This is a genomic window from Arthrobacter sp. E1SS-5 (genome assembly GCF_057073715.1).
Genome location: NZ_CP172703.1, coordinates 590,582 through 615,436 on the forward strand (window position 1 = coordinate 590,582; position 24,855 = coordinate 615,436).

Sequence of the window (24,855 nt, forward strand, 5' to 3'; positions counted from 1 at the left end):
CCAGCAATCCGCCCGCGCCCCGTAAACGCCGGCCCCGCAGGCCGGGTGCCCGAACGCCTAGCTGGCTGGTTCCGAGGCCGGGTAGTTCGCCGCCCGCCAGGAATCCCAGGACTGCCGGATGGCGTCGAACGCCCCGGCCCCGAGGTCGTAGGTGGAGGCGACAACCAGCGAGCCGTCGCCCTCGGCACGCACATCCTTGATGGCGGGATGGTCGGCCACCACCAGCAGCCCTTCGCCGTGCTCCGCGTAGCTGTGCACCGTGAGACCCACCTGGTGGCTGGTGCGGTACCAGACCTTGCCGCTGATCTCCTCGCCGGTGCCCAGTGTCACCTGGTACGGCTCCCCAGGTGCCGGGAGGTCTGAAAGACCAAGCTTCTCGATGGCCGAGCCGTTGCCTTCGGTCAGGTGAAGGAACAGGGTGTGCCGCTTGCCGTGCGGGTGCCGTTCCAGGGCGAAGCGGAGCTGCTGCAGGAACGTCAGCCAGCCCTGGGTGATGTCTTCGTCCCAGGCAGCCCACTCGGAATCGTGGTCCACGGCTCCGCGGGTAACTGAAACCTGAGTCCCGCCGGCCACCGGATGCAGTTCAAACGTGTCCCCGCCGTGCACGGTAAGACTGGTGTGGTCCGCGGCTTCCTCGACGTCGCCGGAGAAATAGATCTCCTTGATCTCGGATTCCAGGTCTTCGGCCTGCCAGCCATGCCACTGGGCCACCCTGGACGGTTCACGCAGCATGGTCCAGACCTGCGGCGCGTCGGCATTGATCACTACGCTGAGATTGTTCGTCATAGCCCCGAATGTACGCTCCGGAAACTGCCCCGGGTAGGGGTAATTTCCCCACCCGGGCAGTCACCGGAAAGCTCAGGAGCGGACGGCCTCCAGCTCGTTGTTGATGCGCCGTTCCAGCTCCGACATCCCGATGGTTTCCGAGCCGCCGTGCGCCCGCAGGAAGAGCAGGGACTCCAGCCGCAGCAGCCGCCATTCACGCTCGGCGTCATGGTTGGAGTTGTCGATGGAGCGGAAAATCTCTTTGTCGTACAGGTTGGGCTCGTTGAGCGAGCGCTGCCGCACTTTGGCGGCCATGCGGGCCTTGAACGGGTCCGTTTCCTGGTTTTCCGGCGTTCGGATCAGCTTCTCGTAGACCTCGGCGCGTTCGTCCTGGCCGTCCTGCCGGCAGATGTAGCTGGCCAGCGCCAGGGATGCCTCCACCGAGGTCCACCGGCCCGGGTTTCCGTCATAGGGCAGCACGGTCAAAAGGTCCGCCACGGACAATGCCCCGTCGGCGTCCTTGAGCGTGATGAACAGCTCATGCGCCAGGTCGCTGAGGTCCTTCAGGCAGCTTCCGGACTTGAAGTTGACGCCCTTGGACAGCCGGTCGGCCAGGAGCAGGACGCCCTCCGCATCCGGGTGCGCCTCGGCGGCGGCTTCCACCACCGATTCAGGGGTGCCGGCAGGGGCCGGGATGAGCGCGAGTTCCTCTTCGCTGGGGCCCATCACCGCCGGCGGCACCGGCGGAAGGGGAGGGACGACGACGGCGGGCGCCACGTTGATGGGACCGGTCCCGGCGCCGGGCTGCTCCTGCCGCCCGTCGTTGGGTGCGGCTGTTTCCGCCGGCGGTGTGGGCTCCGGGAGGTTTGCCGGCAGCGGAAGCTGGGTGACGTCGTCGTGCGCTCCTTCCACCACCGTGACCATGGTGCCGATGGCCACGCGCAGCGTGCCGCCGCCGGAAAGGCTTGCCAGCACCAGTGCCGGGGAACCGTAGTCGTCGTGCTCCAGCTCCACCTGGTCGATTTCGGCAGTGCGCCGGCCGTCGGGAAGGAGGATGTGGCTGCCGGTGGTCAGAGATCCAGCCTGCTGTTCACTGTGGTGCCTGGCGGCTGGTGATTCGGTCATGGGAGTCCTTAAGTTCTCTTGCGGTCCGCCCTACAGTCTACAAAGGCGGGCACTCAAAACCGGGGACCCCCACGTCCCGGCGGGGTGGTTAGAAGCCCACGCCTGCGAACGCCAGGGCCTGCCGGATGAGGCCGCCGCGGCCGCCGGAAAACTCCAGTTGGACGCCCGGGCTGAGGACTTCCTCGGGAGTCATCCAGGTCAGTTCCAGGGCGTCCTGGCGCGGTTCGCACTCGCCTGTCACAGGGATGACGTAGGCCAGGGACACGGCGTGTTGCCGCTCGTCAGTGAACCCCGTCTGTGAGGGCGCTGGGAAGTATTCGGCAACGGTGAACGGCACGGGGCTCAGCGGCAGCTGCGGGAACGCCAGCGGACCCAGGTCCTTTTCCATATGCCGCAGCAGGGCGGCGCGGATGGTCTCGCGGTAGATAACCCTGCCGGACACCAGGGAGCGCACCATGGTCCCGTCGGCATCCGCCTGCAGCAGCGTGCCCACTTCATTCACATAACCCAGCGGGTCCAGCCTGACCGGTACTGCCTCCACGTACACCATGGGCAGCCGCCCGCGCGCCTCAAAGAGGTCTTCTTCGGAGAGCCAGCCGGGGTTCGGGTCAGGTGTGCGCACGTTCATGCTTAAGTTCTACCCCATGGGGCGGCGCTGGGAGATCCACACCGTGGCGGGCGCGTTGGGGCTGCCGGCGTCCGGATTGGCCACGTGGAGGGTGCTTCCAAACGCCTCCTCGGTGAGGCTGGCGGCAAAACCGGCAGCGGTGAGCCGGTCCCGCAAAGGTTCCAGTCCGCCGTCGTACTCAAAGCCCAGGCCGGACCGTGATGGCCCTGCCGCCGGCCGCACCAGGAGGACGCCGCCGTTCTTGGCCGTGAAGTCGGCGGTCTCGTCATTGTCCGGGACGGGGCGGGGACGCGCGCCGACATGCAGCAGGGTGCGGACGGCTCCCTCGGGGTCCGCTGTGTACCAGACCGCGACGACGGCCAGGGCGGGGTCGGCGTCGGCGCACTGGGCGCCGTGGGCTGCTTTGTCAGCCATGAAACTGAAGCCGTCCGGGGCGCTGATCCGGCAGGCTTCGCCGTGGGCCACCGTGACCAGCTCGGCCGGCTGCGCTCCTTCCGCCTGTGTCCCATTCTCCTGCGCGGACAGGTTGGTGCGGCGCGCGAATTCGGCCACGTCGCCCACCTCCACCGCGAATACGGTGTGGCCGTCCTGCCCGGACCCGGCCTCCGCTCCGTGGAGCGCCAGCCGTCCGGACGCTGAATCGAAGACGTGCCAGCCGCCGTCGTCCTCTGTCTGCACCATGCCCAGCGCGGCGAGGAACCGCTTCCAGGAGTCGGTGCGTGAGGTGAAGTGGATGGGGCGGACTCGAAGCATGGCGTTGTCCTTGAGGAGGGGGACGGTCTGTACGGCCATGATGCCACGTGAAGACCCGGTGCACATGGGGCTTGTGGCCTGTGCTTCCGGGGGCACAATTGGGCCATGGCCGATGACCTTAAGGAACTGCTGGTGCCTGATGCCGCTGCCTGGCGCGCCTGGCTGGAAGAAAACCACCGGACCAGCCCGGGCGTATGGCTGGTCCTGCACAAGAAAGGCGGGAACGTGACCAGCCTGGACTATCCGGCGGCGCTGGACGAAGCGCTCTGCTTTGGCTGGATCGACGGGCAGGGCAAGCGCCGCGACGCCGAAAGCGTGTTCCAGCGGATGACGCCCCGCCGCCCGCGCAGCATCTGGTCGGCACGGAATGTGGGCCACGTTGCCCGGCTGGAGAAGGAGGGGAAGATGACCGATGCCGGCAGGGCGGCAGTGGAGGCCGCCAAAGCCGACGGCCGCTGGGATGCGGCCTACGGCGGGCAGGCCGACGTGCAGGTACCGGCAGACCTGGCAGCGGCCATCGCCGCGAACCCGGCGGCCCAGGCAACCTTCGATGTGCTCACCAAAACCAACTTGTTCTCCCTGGTGTACCGGACCAACTCGGCGAAGCAGGCGGCCACACGGGAGCGCAGGATCGCCGGGTTTGTTGAGATGCTGGCGCGCGGCGAGACGCCCTACCCGCAGAAGAAGCGGCCCGCCGGGCTGGATTAGGGAAGTCAGGGGAGGCTAGGGCAGGCCCGCGGCGGTTACCGCCGCGGCAGCCTCCAGCACCATCCATGCCTGCAGTTGGGTGGCGAGCTCGACGGCGGCGCCCGGCGGATACGTCGCACCCGCCGGTTGCGCAGCGTGCATAGAGAAAATGCTCCTGCCCCGCAGCCGCGCACCGGCTTCACCGGGACCCACCGGACGGCGGCCGGACCAGAACGCTTGGGCCGTGTCCGTCACCAGCCGGGCAGCCGTGGTGCGGGTGGTTTGGGGAAGCCGGTTATCAGCCGCCGCAAGCGCCAGGTAACGGCACAGGATCCCGGTGAACAGGCCGCCGTCGCCGGTTCCTTCGCAGCGGAGCACCGAACCGCCGGCGGAATCCGCCTCCGGCCCGCCGGCCGGGACCGTCAGGAGCCGCTGCACCGCGTCCACCAGGGCGGCCGCCCGGGCCAGGTTCGCTTCGCCGCCCAATTCCAGGAGCGCGCCCAGCACCGGGCCCTGGTTATAGGTGTACACGGCCCGTTCCACCACCACCTCGCCGGCCGGGTTGAGGCGGACGCCGTCCAGGTACAGCCCCTGCCCGCCGTCGAACAAGGTGGCGTCCAGCCAGTCCAGCAGTGCCTGCGCTTTGGCGTGCCGGCCGGTGCGGGCATAAAACAGTGCCACCGGCGCGGTGGCAGGCGTGTTCTTGAAGTCGCGCTTCTTGCTCCAGAATGTGCCGCCGCCCAGGTCGTCGGTGCAGGCGGCGTCGAACTGGAGCGCCAGTGACGCACGGACTTTGGCGTTGCGGCGGCGGCCGGGGCGGCGCGTCTCCTCGGCCAGCCGGTCAAGCCGCAGGGTTGCCAGGGCAAGCCATGCCATGTCGTCGTAGTAGCTGTTCACGAAGGTCAGGGCGTTGCGGAGCCTGATGCCCGTCACCAGCCGGGAGGCCAGGCGGCCAGCGCTGGGACGCTCCGGGCCCTCGAACCGGGCCGCGGGTGTTCCTCCGCCGCCAAGTTCGCGCCGGCCGGCATCCACCAGGCAGTCCACATAATGTGCCTGCCACCAGTAGTGCCAGGGAAGGGCCAGGGCAGCCGCCGGCCGGGCACGCCGGAGCAAAGCGAGCCACCGGGTACCCGGATGGGCGGCTTGATCCTGTTGTTCCTGCTGGGCCTGCCGGCCCGGGTGCCTGCCCTGCCACAGCACCGCGCCCAGATGGGTGCCGGGGAGGAACAGCAGCTTGTGCCCGAACAGGGCGGTGACGGACTGGGCCGCGTGGTTTGCCCTGTCCGGCCAGGCGGTCATGGAAGTGCTGCTGGACGTCATGCCGTCCACCCTAACCGTGCCTGCGGAGCCGCCGGGGCAAGGCGCCATGCGTGCAGGGTGCGGGAGATCACAATTTCAGTTAACATGCATTAACTGTTGCTCGACGCCGCGCCGCGGCACGGGGACACGCATCAAGGAGGATGTATGGACATCAAAGGCAGCGTCGCACTGGTGACAGGCGGTGCGTCCGGGTTGGGAGCGGCCACCGCGCAGAGATTGTTCGACGGCGGCGCATCGGTGGTGCTTGTTGACCTGCCGTCCTCCAATGGGCAGGCAAAAGCGGACGAACTCAACGGCCGCGCCGAAGCCGGCCAGTCCGCCGTCTTCGCCCCCGCGGACGTGACCAATGAGACTGACGTGCGGGCCGCCGTCGGGACCGCCGCGGGGCTGGGCCCGCTCCGGATCGTGGTGAACTGCGCCGGGATCGCCACGCCCGGCAAGGTGCTGGGACGCGACGGCGTGCTGCCGCTGGAGACGTTCAGCCGCGTCATCCAGGTGAACCTGGTGGGCACGTTCAACGTCCTGCGGCTGGCGGCCGAAGCCATGGTGGCCACGGAGCCCACCGAAACCCCGCTGGGCGGCCCCGAACGCGGGGTCATCATCAATACGGCCTCCGTGGCGGCCTTCGACGGCCAGATCGGCCAGCCCGCGTACTCCGCATCCAAGGGCGCGGTGGCGGCGATGACCTTGCCCATCGCCCGGGAGCTGGCGCGCTCGCTGGTCCGGGTGGTCACCATCGCCCCGGGCATCTTCGAGACGCCCATGATGGCGGGCCTGCCGCAGGAGGCGCAGGACTCACTCGGCGCCCAGGTCCCGCACCCCTCCCGCCTGGGCAAGCCCGAGGAGTATGCCAACCTGGTGGCGCATATTGTGGACAACGCCATGCTGAACGGCGAAACCATCCGCCTGGACGGTGCCATTCGGATGGGGCCGAAATGAGCGTCCCGGACCTTTCACAGTTGCCTGCCGCGGACTTCTTCGAGGTCGAATCCATGCTGGGGCAGGCCGAACGGAACAAGCTGGCCGAGCTCCGTGACTTCCTGGCCGCCGAGGTCGCACCCTACGCGGGGGACTGGTGGAACAAGGCCGAGTTTCCGGCGCACATCCTTCCCAAGCTGGCCGCCCTGGAGCTGAGTACGCCTGTGCACCGCGGCTACAGCCACCTGTTCGCCGGGCTGGTCATCGCGGAGATCACCCGGGTGGACACATCCCTGGCCACCTTCTTCCTGGTCCACCACGACCTCTTTGTTGAATCCCTCCACACCTTCGGCACCGACGACCAGAAGGAGCGGCTGCTCGCCGACGCCTCGGAGTTGCGCACCACCGGTGCCTTCGCGCTCACCGAACCACTGCACGGTTCGGACGTGGCCGGCGGCATGGAGACGCGGGCCCGGCGGATTTCGTCCACAACAGGAGAAGCAGACGACGACGGCGACGCCTGGGTGCTCAACGGCGCCAAGCGCTGGATCGGCAACGGGACGTTCTGCGACTACATGCTGGTGTGGGCCCGGGACGAGGCGGACGGCGCGGTCCGGGGCTTCATTGTCGACGCCACGCTGCCAGGGGTCAGCCGGAACAGGATCGAGAACAAGATCGCCCTGCGCACGGTCCAAAACGCCAACATTGAGTTCCGGGACGTCGTGGTGCCGGAAGCGGACCGCTTTGCCGGAATCAACAGCTTCGAGGACACCAAGGAACTGCTCCGCAGCTCCCGGATCATGGTGGCGTGGCAGGCGGTGGGCCAGCAGTTGGCGGCCTTCGACGTCGCCCGGCAGTACGCGGTGGAACGCCACCAGTTCGGCCAGCCCCTGGCCCATTTCCAGCTGATCCAGCAGCAGCTGGTGACCATGCTGGGCAACGCCGTGGCCAGCATGTCCATGATGGCCGGGATCGCCAGGCTGCAGGACCAGGACGCCGCCGACATGCCGCAGGTGGCCCTGGCCAAGTCCTACCTCAGCGCCAGGATGCGGGAAACCGTGGCGCTGGGCCGTTCCATCCTGGGCGGAAACGGCATCGTCACCGACTACCGGATGGCCAAGATCTTCGCTGACGCGGAAGCCATCTATACCTACGAGGGCTCATTTGAGGTCAACACCCTGATCGTGGGCCGGGCCATCACCGGGATATCCGCTATTTCCTGAGCTTCCCGGACGCTACGCGGGATACGGCCGCTTCTCGCCTGCCTCAACCCGCACATCCAGGCTGTTGTTCTTCACCGGCATGGGGCAGGTGCCGTACGGGGTGAAGGCGCTGGGATAGTTGATGGACCTGTTGAAGTCCAGGACTACGGAGCCGTCCGGCCGCGGCCTGGGCACCGCGAGCTTTCGCCAGTCGTCCGTCGTGTCCCCATTCGTCTCGTCGTGGAAGGTGACGGTCAGGGCGGCGAGTTTCTCCTCCTCGGCCTGAAGCCGGAACTCGTGGCTGCTGCCAGGCAGGCGGAAGACCACCTCGCCCACGCTCCGGTGCACGCCGTCCACCAATGGGTTCGCAGTGCCGATCGGAACGTCCACCGGCTCGGGGTACGGCTCAAACCGGCCCGTCACTTCCCAGTCCGGGTTGTAGGGGTAGGTGGGGACGCCGTCGAACTCCGTGAAGACCGGTGAGGCCGCGTCCCGGGTGCGGATGGCGTACCGGCCGCCGCGCATGGCCAGTTCCACCACCACCTGGTCCCCGTCCGGGCCGCCGTACCGCACCCACATCAGGGATTCCTCGTCCGCCAGGACGGCGGACACGGTGCCGTCCACCTTTTCGCCTGTCTCCACCAGCGTGAGCCCGTCGGACGGGACGGCGGTGAGGAACGCCGTCGTACCCTTTGCGTCAGTGGACCACAGGCCCGGGGCAAGGTCGACGGCGGCAGGGGAGTCCGCGAGCCACTGGAAGGAGGTGAGGGTGAGCCAGCCGTGGGGCGAGGCCAGTGCCTTGTCCCGGTTGGTGCGGAAGCGCTGCCAGCGCTCCACTTTCGCGGCTGGGGCGGTGGCAGTTGGTGCTGTGGCAGTTGACGTTGGGGCGGCTGGGGTGGTTGCCATGGTTCCTTCCGTTGCGTGTGCCCCCGCTACAACCGCATGCATGGCGTGTTCATTCCGCCCTAAGTCCTCTTGTTCCCTGCGCCGCCGGGAGTAGCGTTCTGCCATGAAGATCGCAGTTCTTGGTACCGGCACTGTAGGGCGCGCGCTGGCAGCAGCATTCAGCGGGTTGGGCCACGAGGTGGTCCTGGGTACGCGGGACCCCGCCGAAACCGGGAGCCGGACCAGCCCGGATCCCATGGGCGGCCCGCCCTTCAAGGAATGGCATGCAGGGCACGGCAAAATCCGGCTGGACACCTTCGCGGCCGCGGCGGGTGACTGTGAGCTGGTGGTCAATGCCACCAACGGCGCCGCTTCCCTTGCGGCCCTGGGGGCGGCCGGTGCCGCGCGGCTGGCCGGAAAAGTCCTGATGGACGTCTCCAATCCGCTCGACTTCTCGCAGGGCATGCCGCCGGTGCTGAATCCCGTCAATACCGAAAGTCTGGGCGAACGGATCCAGCGCTCGTTCCCGGAGGCGCGGGTGGTAAAAACGCTCAACACCATGAATGCCGGCCTGATGGTGGACCCGCGCCGGCTGGCGGACGGAGACCACTCCGTGTTCGTTTCCGGCGACGACGCCGAAGCCAAGAAGCTTGTCACCGGCCTGCTGGAATCCCTGGGGCACCAGGACATCATCGACCTCGGCGACATCACCACGGCCCGCGGTGCCGAGATGGTGCTGCCGCTCTGGCTGCGGCTGTTCGGCGCGCTGGGCACCCCGGATTTCAACTTCAAGATCGTCCGCCGCGGTTGAATGGGGAGGTGGACATTCTTGGCGGAGTGAATCGGGAGTGGCTGGCGGCGCTCACTTGGATAGCAACCGCGGCTGCCTGTGCGGGCGTACTGGTGTGGCGGCGAAGGCGGGCGGACCTCGCTGCGCTCGCCGCCGTCGTCGTCTTCATGGCAGCGAACGTAGGCGCAGGCATCTACGTCCTCAACCACCTGGCGGACGGGCGCTGGGGCGGGGATGGGCAGGCCAAGCTCGCTCCGCCGTCACTGTCCGGGACCCCGGTGGTGGGGCAGTTCCTCGAACCCCTTGACGGTGCCATGGCCGGAATGGCCGGCGGAGTCAACGACTTCATCGACTTCCGGACCGCGCTTCCTGTTGCGCTGGGTTTTTTCGCGGCCGCAGGTTGGGCGCTGGCCTTTTCCGTCCCGGTGGCGCTGGCAGCCGCGGCAGTGCAGGCCAGGCGCGCACGACGCCGAAAGGCTGAGGCTGCTGCGTGGCAGGGCGAAGTGGAAAAACTACGGATGGAACTCGACGCCGTCAAACGCCACGTGGGTATCACGACATCTTTTGAGACGGATTCCCCTGCCGCGCAGGAGCGGGGGTAGCATCTTTAGCTAGTAACGTGGCTCACAGTATCCAGCGCAGTGTACGAGCCAAGTCCGAATCCCTCGAAAGATTGTTTCAATGGCTCACACTGCAACACCTCCCGAGACCGATCTTGCCTCCGAACTGCGCGCGGATGTCCGGCGCGTGTCCACCCTGCTGGGCGAATCCCTGGTCCGCCAGCACGGACCGGAACTCCTGCACCTCGTGGAGCAGGTCCGGCTCCTGACCAAGGAATCCAAGGAAGCCGCGCGTGGCGGTGCGCACGCCACCGGGCCCTGGAGCGCCCACGACGTCGTTGCCCAGGTCCGCGAACTGCTCGGCTCCCTGCCCATTGAGCAGGCAACCGACCTGGTGCGCGCGTTCGCGTTCTACTTCCACCTGGCCAACGCCGCCGAGCAGGTCCACCGCGTCCGCGGGCTGCGGACCCGCGCCGAAAAGGACGGCTGGCTTGCCAAGACTGTGGCGGACATCGCCGCCAAGGCCGGCCCGGACGTGCTTCAGGAAGTGGTCAACGGGCTGGACGTGCGCCCCATTTTCACTGCCCACCCCACGGAGGCGTCCCGCCGCTCCGTCCTGGACAAGATCCGGAAGCTTTCCGACGTGCTGTCCCAGTCCGCCCCCGAAGGGTCCACGGCCCGGCGCCGGCAGGACCGCCAGCTGGCGGAGATCATCGACCAGATGTGGCAGACGGACGAGCTGCGCCAGGTCCGGCCCACCCCGGTGGACGAGGCCCGGAACGCCATCTACTACCTGGGCGGCATCCTCACCGACGCCATGCCCGAGATGTTCTCCGAACTCTCCGAACTCCTGGGCGAACACGGCGTCACGCTTGCCTCCAAGGACGCCCCCATCCGGTTCGGCTCCTGGATCGGCGGTGACCGTGACGGCAACCCGAACGTTACCGCGGCCGTCACCCGGGAAATCCTGCAGATCCAGAACCAGAGCGCCATCCGGATCAGCATCGGGATGATCGACGAGCTCATCTCCATCCTCTCCAACTCCACCGCACTCGCAGGCGCGGACGAAGCGCTGCTCACCTCCATCGACGAGGACCTGAAGAAGCTCCCCGGCCTGGACAAGCGCGTCCTGGAGCTGAACGCGCAGGAGCCCTACCGGCTTAAGCTCACATGCATCAAGGCCAAGCTCATCAATACCGGCAAGCGCGTTGCCGTGAACTCCAACCACGAGCATGGCCGCGATTACAGCGGCACCGACGAGCTCCTGGCTGACCTGCACCTGCTGGAGCTGTCGCTCCGCAACCACTCCGCAGCCCTCGCCGCGGACGGCTCCCTGGCCCGGGTCCGCCGGGCCATCGCCTCCTTCGGCCTGCACCTGGCCACCCTGGACATCCGCGAACATGCGGACCACCACCACGACGCCGTAGGGCAGCTGATGGACCGGATCGGCGGTCCGGGGCTGCGCTACGCCGAACTCAGCCGGGAAGAACGCTTTGAGGTGCTGGGCTCCGAGCTGGCCTCCCGCCGCCCGCTGTCCGGCCACCCGATCAAGCTCGACGGCGCCGCAGACGGCACCTACGACGTCTTCCGCGAAATCCGCCGCGCCCTGCGCATGTACGGTCCGGACGTCATCGAGACGTACATCATCTCCATGACCCGCGGTGCCGACGACGTCCTGGCCGCAGCCGTGCTGGCCCGCGAGGCCGGGCTGATCAACCTCTTCGGTGACAAGCCCTACGCGAAGCTCGGCTTCGCGCCGCTGCTGGAGACCGTGGAGGAACTGCGGGCCTCCGCCGAGATCATCGACCAGCTCCTGTCCGACCCCTCCTACCGCGAACTGGTGCGGCTGCGCGGCGACATCCAGGAAGTCATGTTGGGCTACTCGGACTCCAATAAGGAATCCGGTGTGATGACGAGCCAGTGGGAGATCCACAAGACCCAGCGCAAGCTGCGCGACGTCGCCGCCAAGCACGGTGTCCGTGTCCGCCTGTTCCACGGCCGCGGCGGTTCCGTGGGCCGCGGCGGCGGGCCCACCTATGATGCCATCCTGGCGCAGCCCAACGGCGTCCTGGAAGGCGAGATCAAGTTCACCGAGCAGGGCGAAGTCATTTCCGACAAGTACTCCCTGCCGGAGCTCGCGCGGGAAAACCTTGAGCTCTCCCTGGCGGCGGTGCTGCAGGGCTCGGCCCTGCACCGCGACCCGCGCACCTCCGAGGACCAGCGCGAGCGCTACGGGCATGTCATGGAGGCCATCTCGGACGCCGCCTTTGACCGGTACCGGAAGCTCATCGACCACCCGGACCTGCCCGCCTATTTCATGGCCTCCACCCCCGTGGAGCAGCTGGGCTCCCTGAACATTGGGTCCCGCCCCTCCAAGCGCCCTGATTCGGGGGCCGGCCTGGGAGGCCTCCGCGCCATCCCGTGGGTTTTCGGCTGGACCCAGTCCCGGCAGATCGTGCCCGGCTGGTTCGGTGTGGGCTCCGGGCTGAAGGCCGCACGTGAGGCCGGGCATTCCGCCCAGCTGGTGGAGATGATGGACCACTGGCACTTCTTCCGCTCCGTGCTGTCCAACGTGGAAATGACGCTTGCCAAGACGGACATGGACATCGCCGGCTACTACGTGTCCACGCTGGTCCCCGAGGAACTGCACCACCTGTTCCGGGCCATCCGCGAAGAGTACGAGCTCACCGTGGCAGAGATCCAGAAGCTCACCGGCGAGAATGTCCTCCTGGACGCGCAGCCCACGCTGAAGCGCTCCCTGGAGATCCGCGACCAGTACCTTGATCCCATCAGCTACCTGCAGGTGGAACTCCTGCGCCGCATCCGCACCGAGGCTGAAATTACCGGGGCCGAGCTCGACGAACGCCTCCAGCGGGCCATGTTGATCACTGTCAACGGGGTGGCCGCCGGACTCCGCAACACCGGCTAGAAACGCCCGCTCACTTTTGGCGGCTTTTCCTCAAACGCCCGCTCACTTTCTTATGCAGAGTGAGCGGGCGTTTGGGTTTTAAGGGCCGGATGTGAGCGGGGGTTTGGATAGGGTTGGGGGCATGCCTTCCTTCCAGACCCGCCTCAAGATCACCGGGCTCCGGCCGGGCAATCCGCCGGAGTCCGTCATGGACGCGGCCGTGGAGGCGCTGGGCACCCGGCACCACGTGGAGGCGCACCAGCTCCAGATCGCCGGAGGCGTGCCGCAGCTGAACCTGCGCTTCCTCGTGGAGGCGAGCGAATACAGCGGCGAGAACCGCCAGGCGGTGGAATCGGCAGCCATGATGCGCGACGCCGTCGAACGCGTTGCGCTGACGGGAACCCTCAGCGTGCTGCGGCGCAGCCGCGGCAAGTGGCTGCCCGTCTAGCCTGCGTCGGGGAGGGGCTCATCCTCGACAGGGGAGCGGGTGCCCCGCCGGCGGGTGACGATGATGCCCACGACGGCGCCGATCACCAGGCCCACCGCCACGCCGATGAGCGAGCTGGCCCAGAACGGCAGCTTGGTGGTTGAGCCGGTAAAGTAGCCAAGCCCCACCAGCCAGCAGGCCCACAGCACCGCCCCCAGGCCCGCGCACAGGCTGAAGCCGCGGACCGAAACGTTTGCCACCCCGGACGCTGCCGAGGTGGCAAGCCGGCCGCCGGGGATGAAGCGGGCGCCGATGATGGTTCCGTAGGTGGAGGACCGCCCCGCCTTGGCCAGGGCCGAATGGATGCCGGCATGGACGCGCCTGCCCCACTTCCAGCGGTCCAGCACATGGCTGAGGCGGCGCCGGAAGAGATGGAAGACCACCATGTCGCCCAGCCAGGACGCCAGGGCAGCGAGTACCAGCACCAGCAACACGTTGGCCCGCCCGTCCGCGGACAGCGCCCCGCCGGTGATCACCACCATTTCGGACGGGATGGGCGGAAAAATGGCGTCCCCGATCACCATGGGGATGACCCACAAATAGAAGGTCGCTCCCCAGCTGTCGATGCCGCCGAAGTCCATTGCCACAAGGTACCGCACTTGGGAAACTGGCGGCATGCGGATCTCTGTTCTGCAGGGCGACATTACCCAGCGGCGGGTGGACGTGGTGGTAAACGCCGCCAATGCGTCGCTGCTCGGCGGCGGGGGAGTGGATGGGGCGCCGCACCGGGCTGCGGGGCCGGAACTGTTGGCCGCGTGCCGGGAACTGCGGGAAAACGCGTTGCCGCACGGGCTCCAGACCGGAGCCGCCGTGGCAACCCCTGCGTTCAGGCTGCCTGCCCGCTGGGTGGTCCACACCGTGGGGCCCAACCGGCACGCCGGCCAGACCAACCGCGCGCTCCTGGTGTCCTGCTTCAGCGAAAGCCTGCGGCTGGCCCATTCGCTGGGCGCCCAGGACATGGCCTTTCCCGCGGTGGGGGCAGGAGCCTATGGGTGGAGTGCGGCGGTCGTGGCGCAGGCGGCGGAAGATGCCGTGGCGGGGTTCCAATCCCTGCACCGGGACAGTGGACTGGAACTGGTGGAGTTCGTGCTGCACACCGCCGAGGTCGAAGCTGTGTTCAGGGACGTGCTCGGTGCTTAAGGCCGGTGCTAAGGCCGTGCCCGGACCGCTTCGCTGAGCTCCAGGCCGCTGCGGTACTCCATAGGCTTCCCCGAGATCGGGTCCACGAACCGGATGCCGCGGGCCAGGAGCTGGAGCGGCTTGGTGTAGTCGTCCGGGGCCTTGTCCAGCAGGTCCGGGTAGAAGGCATCGTTCACGATCCCCAGCCCCAGCGAGGCCATGTGGACGCGCAGTTGGTGGGTCTTGCCGGTGTGCGGTTCCAGCCGGTACCTGGCGAGGCGCCTGGCGCCCGAGGTTCCGTTCGCACTGGTTCCCCGGGCACTCGTGGCCGTGCCGCCGTCGAACGTTTCCAGCCGCTCAATCCTGGTTTCGGCGTTCGGCTCGCCGTCGATGACTTCCGCAAGGAGGTAGCTGCGGGACTTGGTCATCCGGTTGCGGACCACCACCGGAAATTCGACGGCGGGATACCCCGGCGCGGGCTCGGCGGCGGACACGCACTCGTACTCTTTCTGCACCTGCCGCTTTTCGAACAGCACCTGGTACTTGCCGCGTGTCTGCGGATTGGTGGAAAAGAGCAGGACGCCGGCGGTCATGCGGTCCAGCCGGTGCATGGGGATCAGGTCCGGCAGGTCCAGCTGGTTCCGCAGGCGCACCAAGGCGGATTCCTGGATGTAGGTGCCGCCCGGCGTGGTGGGCAGGAAGTGCGGCTTGTCCACCACCAGCAGGTGCTCGTCCTGGTGCAGGATGCTGAGCTCCACCGGCAGGCGGGTTTCCGGCGGCAGGGTCCGGTAGTACCAGATGAAGGTGTGGTCCTCCAGCTTGGTGTGCCGGCTCAGGGGGATGCCGCCCTCGCCGACGATCTCGCCGGCGTCGAACCGGTCCTCGATGCCCTGCGGATCGATGTGGCCCCAGCGGTGCATCATGTAGTCCATCGCGGTGTCCCACGGCCCCTCGTCCGGAAGCCGCAGGCGGGTGGCGTTGACGCCGTCGCGCACGGGGAGGGGGGATTGCATCACCGGTCCATTCTACCGGGGCGGGGTCGGCGCCTTCCTGACGCGGGCCCCCTCCGACGATAAAAAAGTTTTGACAAAAAAACTTGTCGGTTGCCAGACTGAAGGCATGCAGGACATCGCAATCATCGAGGACCCGGCGGCGGCCGGGGCATCCCTTGACCCCATCCGTACGCAGATCCTGCGCGAGCTGGTCCAGCCGGGCTCAGCCACGCAGGTGGCGGTCCGCGTGGGCCTGCCGCGCCAGAAAGTGAACTACCACCTCAAGGCCCTGGAGCGGCACGGACTGGTGGAGCTGGTGGAGGAGCGGCGCAAGGGAAATGTCACCGAGCGCGTGGTGCAGGCCACGGCGGCGTCCTACCTCATCTCACCCACCGCGCTCGCGGCGGTGTCCCCGGACCCGCGGCGGTTCGCGGACCGTTTCTCCGCCTTCTGGCTGCTGGCGCTGGCGGGCCGCATGGTCCAGGAGGTGGGCAAGCTGATTGCCGGCGCCGCTGCTGCCAGGCAAAAGCTGGCCACGTTCGCCATCGACGGCGACATCACCTTCCGCAGCGCCGCTGACCGGGCCGCCTTCGCCGAAGAGCTCGGTGTGGAGGTCACACGGTTGGTGGACAAGTACCACGACGTCGGGGCAGCACCCCAGGGGCGGCGGCACCGGCTCGTCGTGGCGCTGCACCCTGCCCTCAAAGAACCGGCACTCCCAACTCCCGATCACACCCCTTCGCAAAAGGAGCAGGACAATGACTGAGAACCGAGACTTCGAAATCGTCTACGACACTGAACTTCCCGGCACTCCCGAGCGGGTCTGGGAAGCCGTCACCAACGGGACGCCGGCGTGGATGTTCCCCACGGACCAGTGGCCGGACGTCAAGACCGTGGAGGAGTACCCCCGCCACCTGGTGTCCCGGATGGACGGCCCGGACGGTTGGTTCAACCAGCTGGAGCACGTCCTGGAACCGCTCGACGGCGGACGCGCCCGGCTCCACTACGTCCACAGTGGAATCTTCGCGGACAACTGGGACCAGCAGTACGACGGCGCCAGCCGCCACACCGAGTTCTACCTGCACACGCTGGGCCAGTACCTGCAGTACTTTGACGGGCGGCCCGTGGTCTTCACCGACATCCAGGCGCCTGCGGCCTCCCAAGAGCCGGGCGGATTCACCCGGCTGCGCGAAGCCCTGGGCCTCGGCGCTTCCGGACAGGGGGCGCGGATTGGCGTGGAACTCGACGGCGTCGGCCGGCTTGAGGGCGAGGTGGACTTCTCCAACCAGCACTTCCTGGGCATTCGCACCGCTGACGCGATGTACCGGTTCTTCGGCCGCAACGCGTGGGGCGCCCCCGTGGGCATGACGGTGCACGACTTCAGCGGCGCGGGTGATTCCGAGGCAACTGCCAAGGCGTGGGGTGGATTCCTGGAGCGTGTGTACGCGTAGCGGTTCCTTCCGTTTCCCGCCCGGATCGCCGGAACGGTGCGGGGCCGCCGTACCTTCCCGGCGATTTGGCACGCTTTCGGCGGTTCCGCGCTGGTTCCGCGGCCGGTCACGCGATGGCGACGGCGGGGGCCTGGGTCAGAGACCGCCGGAGCTGGGGTGCGGCGTCGAGTTTGTCCTGGGCCGCCCGCAGCGCCAGGACCGCGGTCTCCAGCTTGTCGGGCGGAAGAGTGAACGGCAGCCGCAGGTTGCGTTCGAAGGCGCCGCCGATCCCGAATCGTGGACCGGCTGCAAGCCTGAGGCCAAAGTCCGGTGCCAGCACGGTCAGGGCCGTGCTGATGGGTCCAGGCAGCCGGCACCAGACGGACAGCCCCCCGGGCGGTGGTGCCACCTGCCATGCCGGGAGGTGCTCGGCAAGGAAGCCGAGCAGTGCGGACCGGTTGCGGTGGAGCGTCTGCAGCAGCGCGGGCAGTGGTTCCTCCAGTGCCCGGACCAGGTGGGCTGCTGCCAGTTGCTCCATCACAGGGCCGCCCAGGTCCAAGGTGGTACGCGCGGCGGCGAAACGCTGGATCATTGGTTCCGATGCCCGGATCCAGCCAGTCCGCAGGCCGCCCCAGTGGGATTTGCTCAGCGACCCGATGGACACCACGGTGCTGCTGAACCCGGCGAGGGGAGTAGTGGCAACGCCGTCGAGGTTGAGGTCGCGAAGCGTCTCATCTGCCACCAGCACGGTTCCGGCCGCGGCGGCCGCGCGCGCCAGCCGGCGGCGTTGGGCGTCAGGCATGATCATGCCAGTGGGGTTGTGAAAGTCCGGGACCACGTAGGCAAGTTTTGGCTGTTGCTGCGCGATGGCGGATTCCAGTGCGGCCAGGTCCCAGCCGGAGTCTGTGAACGCGACCGGGACGGGACGGCACCGGGCGGCGCGGATGGCATCCAGTGCGTGGGGGTAGCTGGGATGTTCCACCAGGACCCGGTCCTGCCGGTCCGTCAGGGTGCGGATGATGATGGTGAGGGCGTGCTGGGCGCCGGAGGTCACCATGATCTGGCCCGGCTGGGTGGGCACTCCGGCCGCTGAATACCGGTCCGCCACGGCCTGGCGCAACGGCAGCAGGCCCAAAGCGTCGTAACCGAATCCTGGCAGCAGGGCCGGGAGCTCCGTAAGTGCCGCGGCGAACGCCCGGTGCACCACCTCGCCGCTTGCGGGCAGCGCGGAGTATGCGAGATCGATGAGTCCTCCGGGCGCAGCCAGCCCGGGGGCTGTCAGCCCTGGCCCCGCCGAGGGGCCGGCGGTAGGTGGCTGGGGGCCGAAAAGGGCCGGGCCGAACGGAGTCAGTTCGGGGATGCGGGTCTTGCCGCGGCTGCCTTGCCCGCTGCTGAGGAAGCCCTGGTCCCGGAGGCTGGCGTAGGCCGCGGTGACGGTGGTCCGGCTGACTGCCAGGGTTGCGCACAGCGAGCGCTCACTGGGGAGGGCCGTGTCGAGTGGGATCCGGCCATCGAGGATGAGCAGGCGCACCACGTCGGCCAGTTCACGGTAGGCCGGGCCGGTTCCACTGTTCCAGGGGCCAAGGAGGCGGGACAAAGCAAGGGCAGTAAGCGCGGCAGCCATGTAGCCAGTATTTCAGACTGGATATGTAATTGAATGCCAGTTGGCTGCGAGCATGATTCCATGATGACCCGCAGACTGATCCAGCTCTTCACCGGCCTTGCCCTTTACGGCATCTCCCTGGCCATGTTCATCCGTGCCGGACTGGGCCTGGATCCCTGGGACGTCTTCCATCAGGGACTGGCCAACCGGTCCGGGCTGAGCATCGGCCTGGTGGTCATCATCGTGAGTTTCCTGGTGTTGCTGCTCTGGATCCCGCTGCGGCAGATGCCCGGCTTTGGAACACTGTGCAACGCCATCCTCGTGGGGGTCTTCGCGGACATCGGACTGGCAATGCTGCCGCTGGTGTCCCACCTGGCCCTGCAGATTGTGCTCCTCGCGGGGGCCGTGCTGGTAAATGCCGTGGCCTCAGCCTGCTACATTGGCGCCGGCTTTGGCCCGGGCGCACGCGACGGCCTGATGACCGGCCTGGCCCGCCGTACCGGATGGACCGTCAGGGTGTCACGCACCCTCATTGAGGTGACAGTGCTGGCGGCCGGGTGGCTGCTGGGCGGTTCGGTGGGCGTGGGCACGGTGGTCTACGCCCTGGCCATCGGCCCCCTGGTGCATGTGCTGCTGCCGCGTTTCACGGTGGCTGCCGCGCCGCGGACATCCAGCAGTGAAAGCAGCGCCGCGAACTGTTGACGGCCCGCTGAACGACGTCAGGTAGGCGCCGGCTGGCACTTCGGGCAGAAGTAGATGTCGCGTTCTTCCTCGCCGTTCGGCTTGCCGAGGAGCCCACGCCGGATGGGTGTGCGGCATTTGAGGCACGGCTGGCGTTCACGGCCGTAGACCCAGTACCCGGGCCTGCCTGCCAGCCGGCCCACCGGCATGCCCCGGCTGTTGAGAATGGTGACGCGGCGGCCCGGACCGAGGTTGACCTCCAGGAGCTGCTTGGCGTCGGTCATCATGGTTCGGACGTCGGCCACCTCGGAGACAGGCGTGGCGGGATGCACCCCTGACAGGAAGCACGCTTCGCAGCGGTAGATGTTGCCGATGCCCGCAAGGTTTCGCTGGTCCAGCAGGGCTACTCCGATGGGGACTTCGGGACGGGAGCGGATGCGGCGTTCGGCCTCGTCCAGATCCCAGTCCGGACCCAGGAGGTCCGGGCCGAGGAATCCGACGATGGAGTCTTCGTTGGCTGTTGCCACCACTTCCACAATGCCAAGCGAAAAGCCGACGGCGTCTGCCGCTGCCGTGCGCAGCACGCACCGGGCGGTGAAGCCCGGCTTGCGCCACCTTCCGCCGGGCGGATAGACCTGCCACGCGCCTTCCATCTTCAGGTGTGAGTGGATGGTGAGTCTCTTGTCCTCCGGGCTGATCACCCGCATCAGCAGGTGCTTGCCGCGGGGGACCACCTCGTCCACGGTCCAGCCGGCAAGGTTCAGTGTGGCGAACCGGGGCACGCGGAAGTCGGAGGCAAGCAGTGTCTGTCCGGCCAGGGCTTCGTGCAGTTGGTGGGCGGCCCGCCAAACGGAATCGCCCTCAGGCACGGATCCTCAGTCCCTTCGGGGTGGAGTAGGCGCCGGCGGAGCTAAGGGCAGCAGCGACCGGGGTGTCCAGGAGGTCGTGACCGTTCACCTTCTCCATGATCAGCTTGTCCACCGCCCCGCGGGTCACCACCCCCACCAGCGCAGCACCTGCTGCCGCCAGCACGGCGTCGTCCTCGCTGAACGCCAGGAGGGTCTTTCCGCCGCGCTCCACGTAGAGCACCAGCGCACCATCCACCAGCACCACCAGGGCCCCCGCTTTGCGGCCCGGCCGGTGGCCAGTGCCGGCGTCCTGCTGGAGCGCCGGCCAGGGCAGGGCGGCGCCGTAGGGGTTGGCAGGGTCGGTGGCGGCGAGGGCCAGGGCCACCGGTTCGGCTTTTGCCAGCTGGGTGTCCTCCGAATAGGAGCGGAGCCTGTCCACGGTGGCGGGAACCGCGAACTGGGCGGCGCCCAGGTGCTCGATGAAGTAGCCCCGCCGGCACCGGCCTGCTTCCTCGAGCCGCGCGAGCACCTTGTACATGAGCCCGAAGCCGCCCAGGATTTGTTCCGCCATGACCGAGCCCCTGGTGACCACGCCGTAGCGGTCCAGCAGGAGTTCGGCGGTGGCGCGGGCATGGATGGTGGGATCGAGTTCCGGCTTCGGGAGCGCGGACCAGCGGCCAGCCGCGGTGGGCGGCGCGGCGGCACCCTGCGTTCCGTACCGGCCGCCGGACAGCCCGGGCGACCCCATCAGGCCGGTGCCATGGGAACGGCCCAATCGGCTAAGCCGCGGCGCCCTGGCACGCGGGGCACGGGCCACCTGCCGGTGTGCAGTGTGGCCACCGGCGATCAGGGCCCGGACGGGGGCGAAGGTGTCGCCGGTGATTCTGCCTGCCCACGCGAGATCCCAGAGCGCAGCCACCACTTCCTGGTCGCCCAGGACGGCGTCCATGCCGCCGGCCACCTCCGTCAGTTGCCGGAAGAAGTATCCTCCGCCGTTGTTGCGCAGATGGTCCAGGAGGCGCTGTCCAGCGTCCCCCGGTTCGAACTCGGGCGCGGGATTGAGCGTTAACTCGGCCGAGTCCGCCAGGTGCAGGCTGATCCAGCCGTCGTTGCCGGGAAGGGCGCCTGCCCCGGACCAGAGCACCTCGCCGGCGGCCATGAGCTCGTCCAGCATGGCGGGCTGGTAGTTGGATACACGGGTGGCCAGCACCAGCGGCTCCCAGGCTGACGCCGGGACGGGCACCCCCGAGAGCTGGTCGATGGCGGTGATGATGCCGTCCAGTCCGCGCAGCGAGGGCTGGCCGCGGCCACCGCCGGGTGTCCTGACGTGCTGCCACGCGGGCAGGAAGCGCCCATAGGCAGCGGCATCCACCGGCTCCACTTCCGCCCGCAGGGCAGCCAGCGAACGACGTCGGAGCTTGCGCAGCACCTCGGCGTCACACCATTCGCTGGCGATGGAGTGCGGCACCTCCGGCGCGGGTGCTTCAGCGGGCGGCGGAACCACTTCGTCAGTTGGCCGCGCTGGTTCATCAGCGCCAGGTGCGGTGGCAGGATGGCCCGCTTCCAGCGGGGCGGCCCCAGCGGCGCCGGCTTCTGCCGGCGCCGCTTCAGCGAGTGCGGCTTCATCCACCGCTGGTTCAGCGAGTGCGGCTGCCGTCGAGGTGACATGGGGCCGGAATTCGCCCTCAACGACGCGTCCGTCCGCTGCCAGCCGTTTCAGCGCGGTTCCCACCACGGCCACGCCCAGGCCGAGCCGGGCGGCTGCTTCGGCCGCCGTGAAGGGGCCGTGCGTCCGTGCGTACCGGGAGACAAGATCACCCAGGGGATCGGCAGCCGGTTCAATGAAAGCCAGCGGCACACCCATGGGCAGCGGCACACCGATGGCATCCCGCAGCCGCGCTGCGTCTTCCACGGCGGCGAAACGCTCAACCCCGCCGATGTTGACCTTGATGGCGCGGTTGGCTCGCTGCAGCGCCGCGAGATGTGCTGCCGCTTCTGCCACGGTGGCGGCCGGCCTGGAGGCGGGTTCCGCTTCAGCCTGCCCCATGTTGCCGCTTTCACTCGGCGGCTCCGGAGCTGCAGTGGCCGCGCTTCCGGCCGGCCCCGGCGTGGTAGTTTCCTGATCAGCCCCAGCCCCACCCTGCAGCCGTGCCGCGGTTTCTTCGGGCGCCAGCGGGCCCAGCAGCCGCAGCAGGTCCGCGACGCCTTCCATCCCGCGTGCCCTGCGGTCCGGCGCCAGGCGCTGCAACTCGCGCTCGGTGGTCTCGATGACCTTGGCATCCAGGAGTTCGCGCAGTTCCACCCGGCCCAGCAGTTCGTTCAGGAGGGTGGAGTCCAGCGCCAGGGCCGCTGCCCGCCGTTCCGCGAGCGGGGAATCGCCCTCGTAGAGGAACTGGGCCACGTAGCCGAAGAGCAGGGACTTGGCGAACGGTGAGGGCTGCTGGGTGGTGGTCTGCAGGATCCGCAGTTCCCGCCGTTCCACGGATGCAGCGATGTCCTTCAACGCCGGCAGGTCGTAGACATCCTGGAGGCATTCACGCACTGTTTCCAGGACGATTGGGAACGTGGGGTACTTCCGGGCCACATCCAGCAACTGGGCTGACCGCTGGCGTTGCTGCCACAGCGGCTGCCGCTTGCCGGGGGTCTGCCGGGGCAGCAGGAGCGCGCGGGCTGCACATTCGCGGAACCGCGACGCAAACAAGGCGCTGCCGCCGACCTCGGCAGTGATGATCTGCTCCAGTTCCTCCGGATCGAAGAGGAACAGTTCAGCGCCCGGCGGCTCGTCCTCCATCATGGGTACCCGCAGCACGATGCCGTCGTCGGCCGCCATTGCCGAGCCGTCCAGCCCGTAGCGCTGGTGGAGCCGCTGCCCCACGGCCAGTGCCCACGGCGCGTGCACCGGCATGCCGAAGGGGCTGTGCAGGATGACGCGCCAGTCGCCCAGTTCGTCGTGGAACCGCTCCACCACCAGGGTGGTGTCGCTGGGGACCACCTCCGTGGCCTGCTTTTGCTCGGTGAGGTACTGGATAAGGTTGTTCGCCGCGAAGTCGTCCAGCCCGCTGGCCTTGCAACGCGCAGCGGCAGGGCCGGCGTCGGACGCCGACAGCTCGCGGACAAACGCTCCCAGCGCACGGCCCAGGTCCACCGGCCGCCCCAGGGAGTCACCCTTCCAGAACGGAAGTTTGCCGGGTTGCCCGAAAGCGGGGGAGACCAGGACGCGGTCGTGTGTGATGTCCTCGATCTTCCAGCTGGTGGCACCCAGGGCAAAGACGTCGCCCACCCGGGACTCGTAGACCATCTCTTCGTCCAGCTCGCCCACGCGACGGCCGCCCTTCGGGGCACGCGCCGGTTTTCCGTCCTCCGCAGGGGACGCCGCCCCTTCCTGCTCGGTGCCGATGATGTAGACGCCGAACAAACCGCGGTCCGGAATGGTGCCGCCGGACGTGACGGCCAGGCGCTGGGCGCCGGGCCGGCCTTCGATGGTGCCGGCATTGCGGTCCCAAATGATCCTGGGCCGCAGCTCAGCGAACTCATCGGAGGGGTAGCGGCCGGCCAGCAGGTCCAGGGTGGCCTCGAATGCTGACCGGGGAAGGGAGGCAAATGGTGCTGAGCGCCGGACGGTGCTGAACCATTCCTCCACATCGATGCTGCCCAGGGCGGTGGCGGCCACGGTCTGCTGGGCCAAGATGTCCAGTGGGTTGGCCGGGATGCTGAGGCGCTCAATCTTGCCGTCCAGCATGCGCTCCACAGTGATGGCGGTGTGGACCAGGTCCGCCCGGTGCTTGGGGAAAAGGACGCCCTGGGAGATCTCACCCACCTGGTGCCCGGCCCGGCCCACGCGCTGCAGGCCGCTGGCCACCGAAGGCGGCGACTCCACCTGCACCACCAGGTCCACTGCTCCCATGTCGATGCCGAGCTCCAGGGACGACGTGGCCACCACGCAGCGCAGCCGGCCGGACTTGAGGTCGTCCTCAATGAGGGCGCGCTGGTCCTTGGAGACGGAGCCGTGGTGGGCGCGGGCCATGACAGGATCCGCACCGGCGGAGCTTCCGGCCTGGGCCATCATGTGGGCGGGCGTGGCGGTTGACGCGGGAATGCCCGACGCCGTTGCCTCCCGGGTACCGGACGCACCCGCGTGCCCTTCCGGACTGGGGTCGTCCCAGCCACCGCCTACCGCGATCAGTTGGCGTTCAGCGTAAATCTCGTTGAGCCGGGCCGTCAGGCGCTCGGCGAGGCGCCGGGAGTTGGCGAAGACAATGGTGGACTGGTTGGCCAGCACCAGGTCCACGATCTTCTCTTCCACATGCGGCCAGATGGATGCCTGCGGTTGGAGCCCGGAGGCCGGCCCGGAATCGAACGCTCCCGCTGCACCCTGCAGGTCCGACATGTCCTCCACGGGTACGGAGACCGTGAGGTCCCAATTTTTCCTGGCAGGCGGTGCCACAATCTCCACTGGAGCTGAACCGGCAAGGAACTGGGCTACGAGTTCCTTGGGTTCCACCGTGGCGGAAAGCCCGATGCGCTGTGCAGGTTTAGGCAGCAGCGCGTCCAGCCGCTCCAGGGATACCGCAAGGTGCGCGCCGCGCTTGGTCCCGGCCACGGCGTGAACCTCGTCGATGATGATGGTGTCCACCTCGGTAAGGGTCTCCCGGGCCTTGGAGGTGAGCATGAGAAACAGGGACTCGGGGGTGGTGATGAGGATGTCCGGCGGGTTGCTCAAAAGGGCACGCCGGTCCGCGGCGGGCGTATCCCCGGACCGGACCCCCACAGTGATCAGCGGCGCGGGAAGCCCCAGCCGCTTGGCTGTCTGGGTGATGCCGATCAGGGGTGACCGCAGGTTGCGTTCCACGTCCACGCCCAAAGCCTTCAGGGGCGAAATGTAAAGGACCCGGGTCTTGCGCTTGGGCGCGCGGGCCCGCTTTCCCTTCGCGGGCTTCTCAGCTGCCACGGGTTCAGGGGCTCCGGGGGCAGACGCCAAGAGCCGGTCCAGTGCCCAAAGGAAGGCGGCAAGGGTTTTGCCGGAGCCCGTGGGGGCCACCACCAGCGCATGCGAGCCCGAGGAAATGGCGTTCCAGGCTCCTGCCTGCGCAGGTGTTGGCTCGGAAAACGCGCCCAGGAACCACTCCCGGGTGGGCCGGCTGAACTGGCCCATGG

At 68.2% G+C, this 24,855-nt stretch carries 22 protein-coding genes; 11 read left to right on the forward strand and 11 right to left on the reverse strand.

Annotated elements, in window-relative coordinates; genetic code table 11:
* Nucleotides 1-57: 57 nt before the first annotated feature.
* From ACIGJD_RS02935 to ACIGJD_RS02950, 4 genes are all read right to left on the reverse strand, one after another.
* Nucleotides 58-786 (reverse strand): SRPBCC family protein, encoded by a 729-nt coding sequence (locus ACIGJD_RS02935; protein ID WP_483688225.1) that lies wholly within the window; start codon nt 784-786, stop codon nt 58-60.
* Between the two features lie 72 nt (nt 787-858).
* Nucleotides 859-1,890: a DUF6707 family protein gene (locus ACIGJD_RS02940; RefSeq protein ID WP_483688226.1), complete on the reverse strand. Its 1,032-nt coding sequence runs from the start codon at nt 1,888-1,890 to the stop codon at nt 859-861.
* An 88-nt stretch (nt 1,891-1,978) separates the two neighbouring features.
* Nucleotides 1,979-2,518, reverse strand: coding sequence for an NUDIX hydrolase family protein (locus ACIGJD_RS02945; RefSeq protein ID WP_483688227.1), 540 nt, complete (start codon nt 2,516-2,518; stop codon nt 1,979-1,981).
* Between the two features lie 9 nt (nt 2,519-2,527).
* Entirely contained in the window at nt 2,528-3,271 is a 744-nt protein-coding gene (locus ACIGJD_RS02950; RefSeq protein WP_483689412.1) for a VOC family protein, read from the reverse strand.
* A 105-nt stretch (nt 3,272-3,376) separates the two neighbouring features.
* Here ACIGJD_RS02950 and ACIGJD_RS02955 point away from each other — a divergent pair, with 105 nt between their 5' ends.
* Nucleotides 3,377-3,979, forward strand: a complete 603-nt coding sequence (locus ACIGJD_RS02955; protein WP_483688228.1) for a YdeI/OmpD-associated family protein — start codon at nt 3,377-3,379, stop codon at nt 3,977-3,979.
* A 15-nt stretch (nt 3,980-3,994) separates the two neighbouring features.
* On the opposite strand, the gene ACIGJD_RS02960 is transcribed toward ACIGJD_RS02955, so the two are convergent.
* A complete protein-coding gene (locus ACIGJD_RS02960) occupies nt 3,995-5,278 on the reverse strand; it encodes a glycoside hydrolase family 76 protein (protein WP_483688229.1) in 1,284 nt (427 codons plus the stop codon).
* Nucleotides 5,279-5,422: 144 nt separating this feature from the next.
* Between ACIGJD_RS02960 and ACIGJD_RS02965 the strand changes: the two genes are divergently transcribed.
* Nucleotides 5,423-6,217, forward strand: a complete 795-nt coding sequence (locus ACIGJD_RS02965) for a 3-hydroxyacyl-CoA dehydrogenase (RefSeq protein WP_483688230.1) — start codon at nt 5,423-5,425, stop codon at nt 6,215-6,217.
* Nucleotides 6,214-7,419, forward strand: coding sequence for an acyl-CoA dehydrogenase family protein (locus tag ACIGJD_RS02970; protein ID WP_483688231.1), 1,206 nt, complete (start codon nt 6,214-6,216; stop codon nt 7,417-7,419). Before ACIGJD_RS02965 ends, ACIGJD_RS02970 begins: the two co-directional genes overlap by 4 nt.
* Before the next feature lie 12 nt (nt 7,420-7,431).
* On the opposite strand, the gene ACIGJD_RS02975 is transcribed toward ACIGJD_RS02970, so the two are convergent.
* Nucleotides 7,432-8,304, reverse strand: coding sequence for a DUF1684 domain-containing protein (locus tag ACIGJD_RS02975; RefSeq protein WP_483688232.1), 873 nt, complete (start codon nt 8,302-8,304; stop codon nt 7,432-7,434).
* A gap of 103 nt (nt 8,305-8,407) precedes the next feature.
* On the opposite strand from ACIGJD_RS02975, the gene ACIGJD_RS02980 reads away from it, so the two are divergent.
* The 4 genes from ACIGJD_RS02980 to ACIGJD_RS02995 all read left to right on the forward strand — a co-directional run bounded on the left by ACIGJD_RS02980 (nt 8,408) and on the right by ACIGJD_RS02995 (nt 12,989).
* A complete protein-coding gene (locus ACIGJD_RS02980) occupies nt 8,408-9,094 on the forward strand; it encodes an NADPH-dependent F420 reductase (RefSeq protein ID WP_483688233.1) in 687 nt (228 codons plus the stop codon).
* An 8-nt stretch (nt 9,095-9,102) separates the two neighbouring features.
* Entirely contained in the window at nt 9,103-9,675 is a 573-nt protein-coding gene (locus ACIGJD_RS02985) for a hypothetical protein (RefSeq protein ID WP_483688234.1), read from the forward strand.
* A 79-nt stretch (nt 9,676-9,754) separates the two neighbouring features.
* Nucleotides 9,755-12,562 (forward strand): phosphoenolpyruvate carboxylase, encoded by a 2,808-nt coding sequence (gene ppc, locus ACIGJD_RS02990; protein ID WP_483688235.1) that lies wholly within the window; start codon nt 9,755-9,757, stop codon nt 12,560-12,562.
* Between the two features lie 121 nt (nt 12,563-12,683).
* Nucleotides 12,684-12,989 (forward strand): hypothetical protein, encoded by a 306-nt coding sequence (locus ACIGJD_RS02995; RefSeq protein ID WP_483688236.1) that lies wholly within the window; start codon nt 12,684-12,686, stop codon nt 12,987-12,989.
* On the opposite strand, the gene ACIGJD_RS03000 is transcribed toward ACIGJD_RS02995, so the two are convergent.
* Nucleotides 12,986-13,645 carry a DedA family protein gene (locus ACIGJD_RS03000; RefSeq protein ID WP_483688237.1) on the reverse strand — a complete coding sequence of 220 codons (660 nt, stop codon included), beginning with the start codon at nt 13,643-13,645 and terminating at the stop codon, nt 12,986-12,988. The two genes, ACIGJD_RS02995 and ACIGJD_RS03000, sit on opposite strands and share 4 nt — an antisense overlap.
* On the opposite strand from ACIGJD_RS03000, the gene ACIGJD_RS03005 reads away from it, so the two are divergent.
* The gene (locus tag ACIGJD_RS03005; protein ID WP_483688238.1) at nt 13,644-14,168 is read left to right on the forward strand and encodes an O-acetyl-ADP-ribose deacetylase; all 525 of its coding nucleotides are present in this window, start codon (nt 13,644-13,646) and stop codon (nt 14,166-14,168) included. The genes ACIGJD_RS03000 and ACIGJD_RS03005 overlap by 2 nt on opposite strands.
* Nucleotides 14,169-14,176: 8 nt before the next feature.
* Here the strand turns inward: ACIGJD_RS03005 and ACIGJD_RS03010 are convergent, their stop codons facing one another.
* Nucleotides 14,177-15,160 (reverse strand): RluA family pseudouridine synthase, encoded by a 984-nt coding sequence (locus tag ACIGJD_RS03010; RefSeq protein ID WP_483689413.1) that lies wholly within the window; start codon nt 15,158-15,160, stop codon nt 14,177-14,179.
* Nucleotides 15,161-15,266: 106 nt separating this feature from the next.
* Between ACIGJD_RS03010 and ACIGJD_RS03015 the strand changes: the two genes are divergently transcribed.
* Both ACIGJD_RS03015 and ACIGJD_RS03020 read left to right on the forward strand, forming a co-directional pair.
* Nucleotides 15,267-15,905, forward strand: coding sequence for an ArsR/SmtB family transcription factor (locus ACIGJD_RS03015; RefSeq protein WP_483688239.1), 639 nt, complete (start codon nt 15,267-15,269; stop codon nt 15,903-15,905).
* Nucleotides 15,898-16,590 carry an SRPBCC family protein gene (locus ACIGJD_RS03020; protein ID WP_483688240.1) on the forward strand — a complete coding sequence of 231 codons (693 nt, stop codon included), beginning with the start codon at nt 15,898-15,900 and terminating at the stop codon, nt 16,588-16,590. Before ACIGJD_RS03015 ends, ACIGJD_RS03020 begins: the two co-directional genes overlap by 8 nt.
* Nucleotides 16,591-16,696: 106 nt before the next feature.
* Here the strand turns inward: ACIGJD_RS03020 and yczR are convergent, their stop codons facing one another.
* Entirely contained in the window at nt 16,697-18,193 is a 1,497-nt protein-coding gene (gene yczR / locus ACIGJD_RS03025) for a MocR-like transcription factor YczR (RefSeq protein WP_483688241.1), read from the reverse strand.
* Between the two features lie 60 nt (nt 18,194-18,253).
* On the opposite strand from yczR, the gene yczE reads away from it, so the two are divergent.
* Nucleotides 18,254-18,874 (forward strand): membrane protein YczE, encoded by a 621-nt coding sequence (yczE, locus tag ACIGJD_RS03030; protein ID WP_483688242.1) that lies wholly within the window; start codon nt 18,254-18,256, stop codon nt 18,872-18,874.
* Nucleotides 18,875-18,891: 17 nt separating this feature from the next.
* On the opposite strand, the gene ACIGJD_RS03035 is transcribed toward yczE, so the two are convergent.
* Together ACIGJD_RS03035 and ACIGJD_RS03040 are read right to left on the reverse strand one after the other, a co-directional pair.
* Nucleotides 18,892-19,722: an Fpg/Nei family DNA glycosylase gene (locus ACIGJD_RS03035; RefSeq protein ID WP_483688243.1), complete on the reverse strand. Its 831-nt coding sequence runs from the start codon at nt 19,720-19,722 to the stop codon at nt 18,892-18,894.
* Nucleotides 19,715-24,853 (reverse strand): DNA glycosylase AlkZ-like family protein, encoded by a 5,139-nt coding sequence (locus tag ACIGJD_RS03040; protein ID WP_483689414.1) that lies wholly within the window; start codon nt 24,851-24,853, stop codon nt 19,715-19,717. The genes ACIGJD_RS03035 and ACIGJD_RS03040 overlap by 8 nt, the downstream gene beginning before the upstream one ends.
* Nucleotides 24,854-24,855 lie beyond the last annotated feature (2 nt).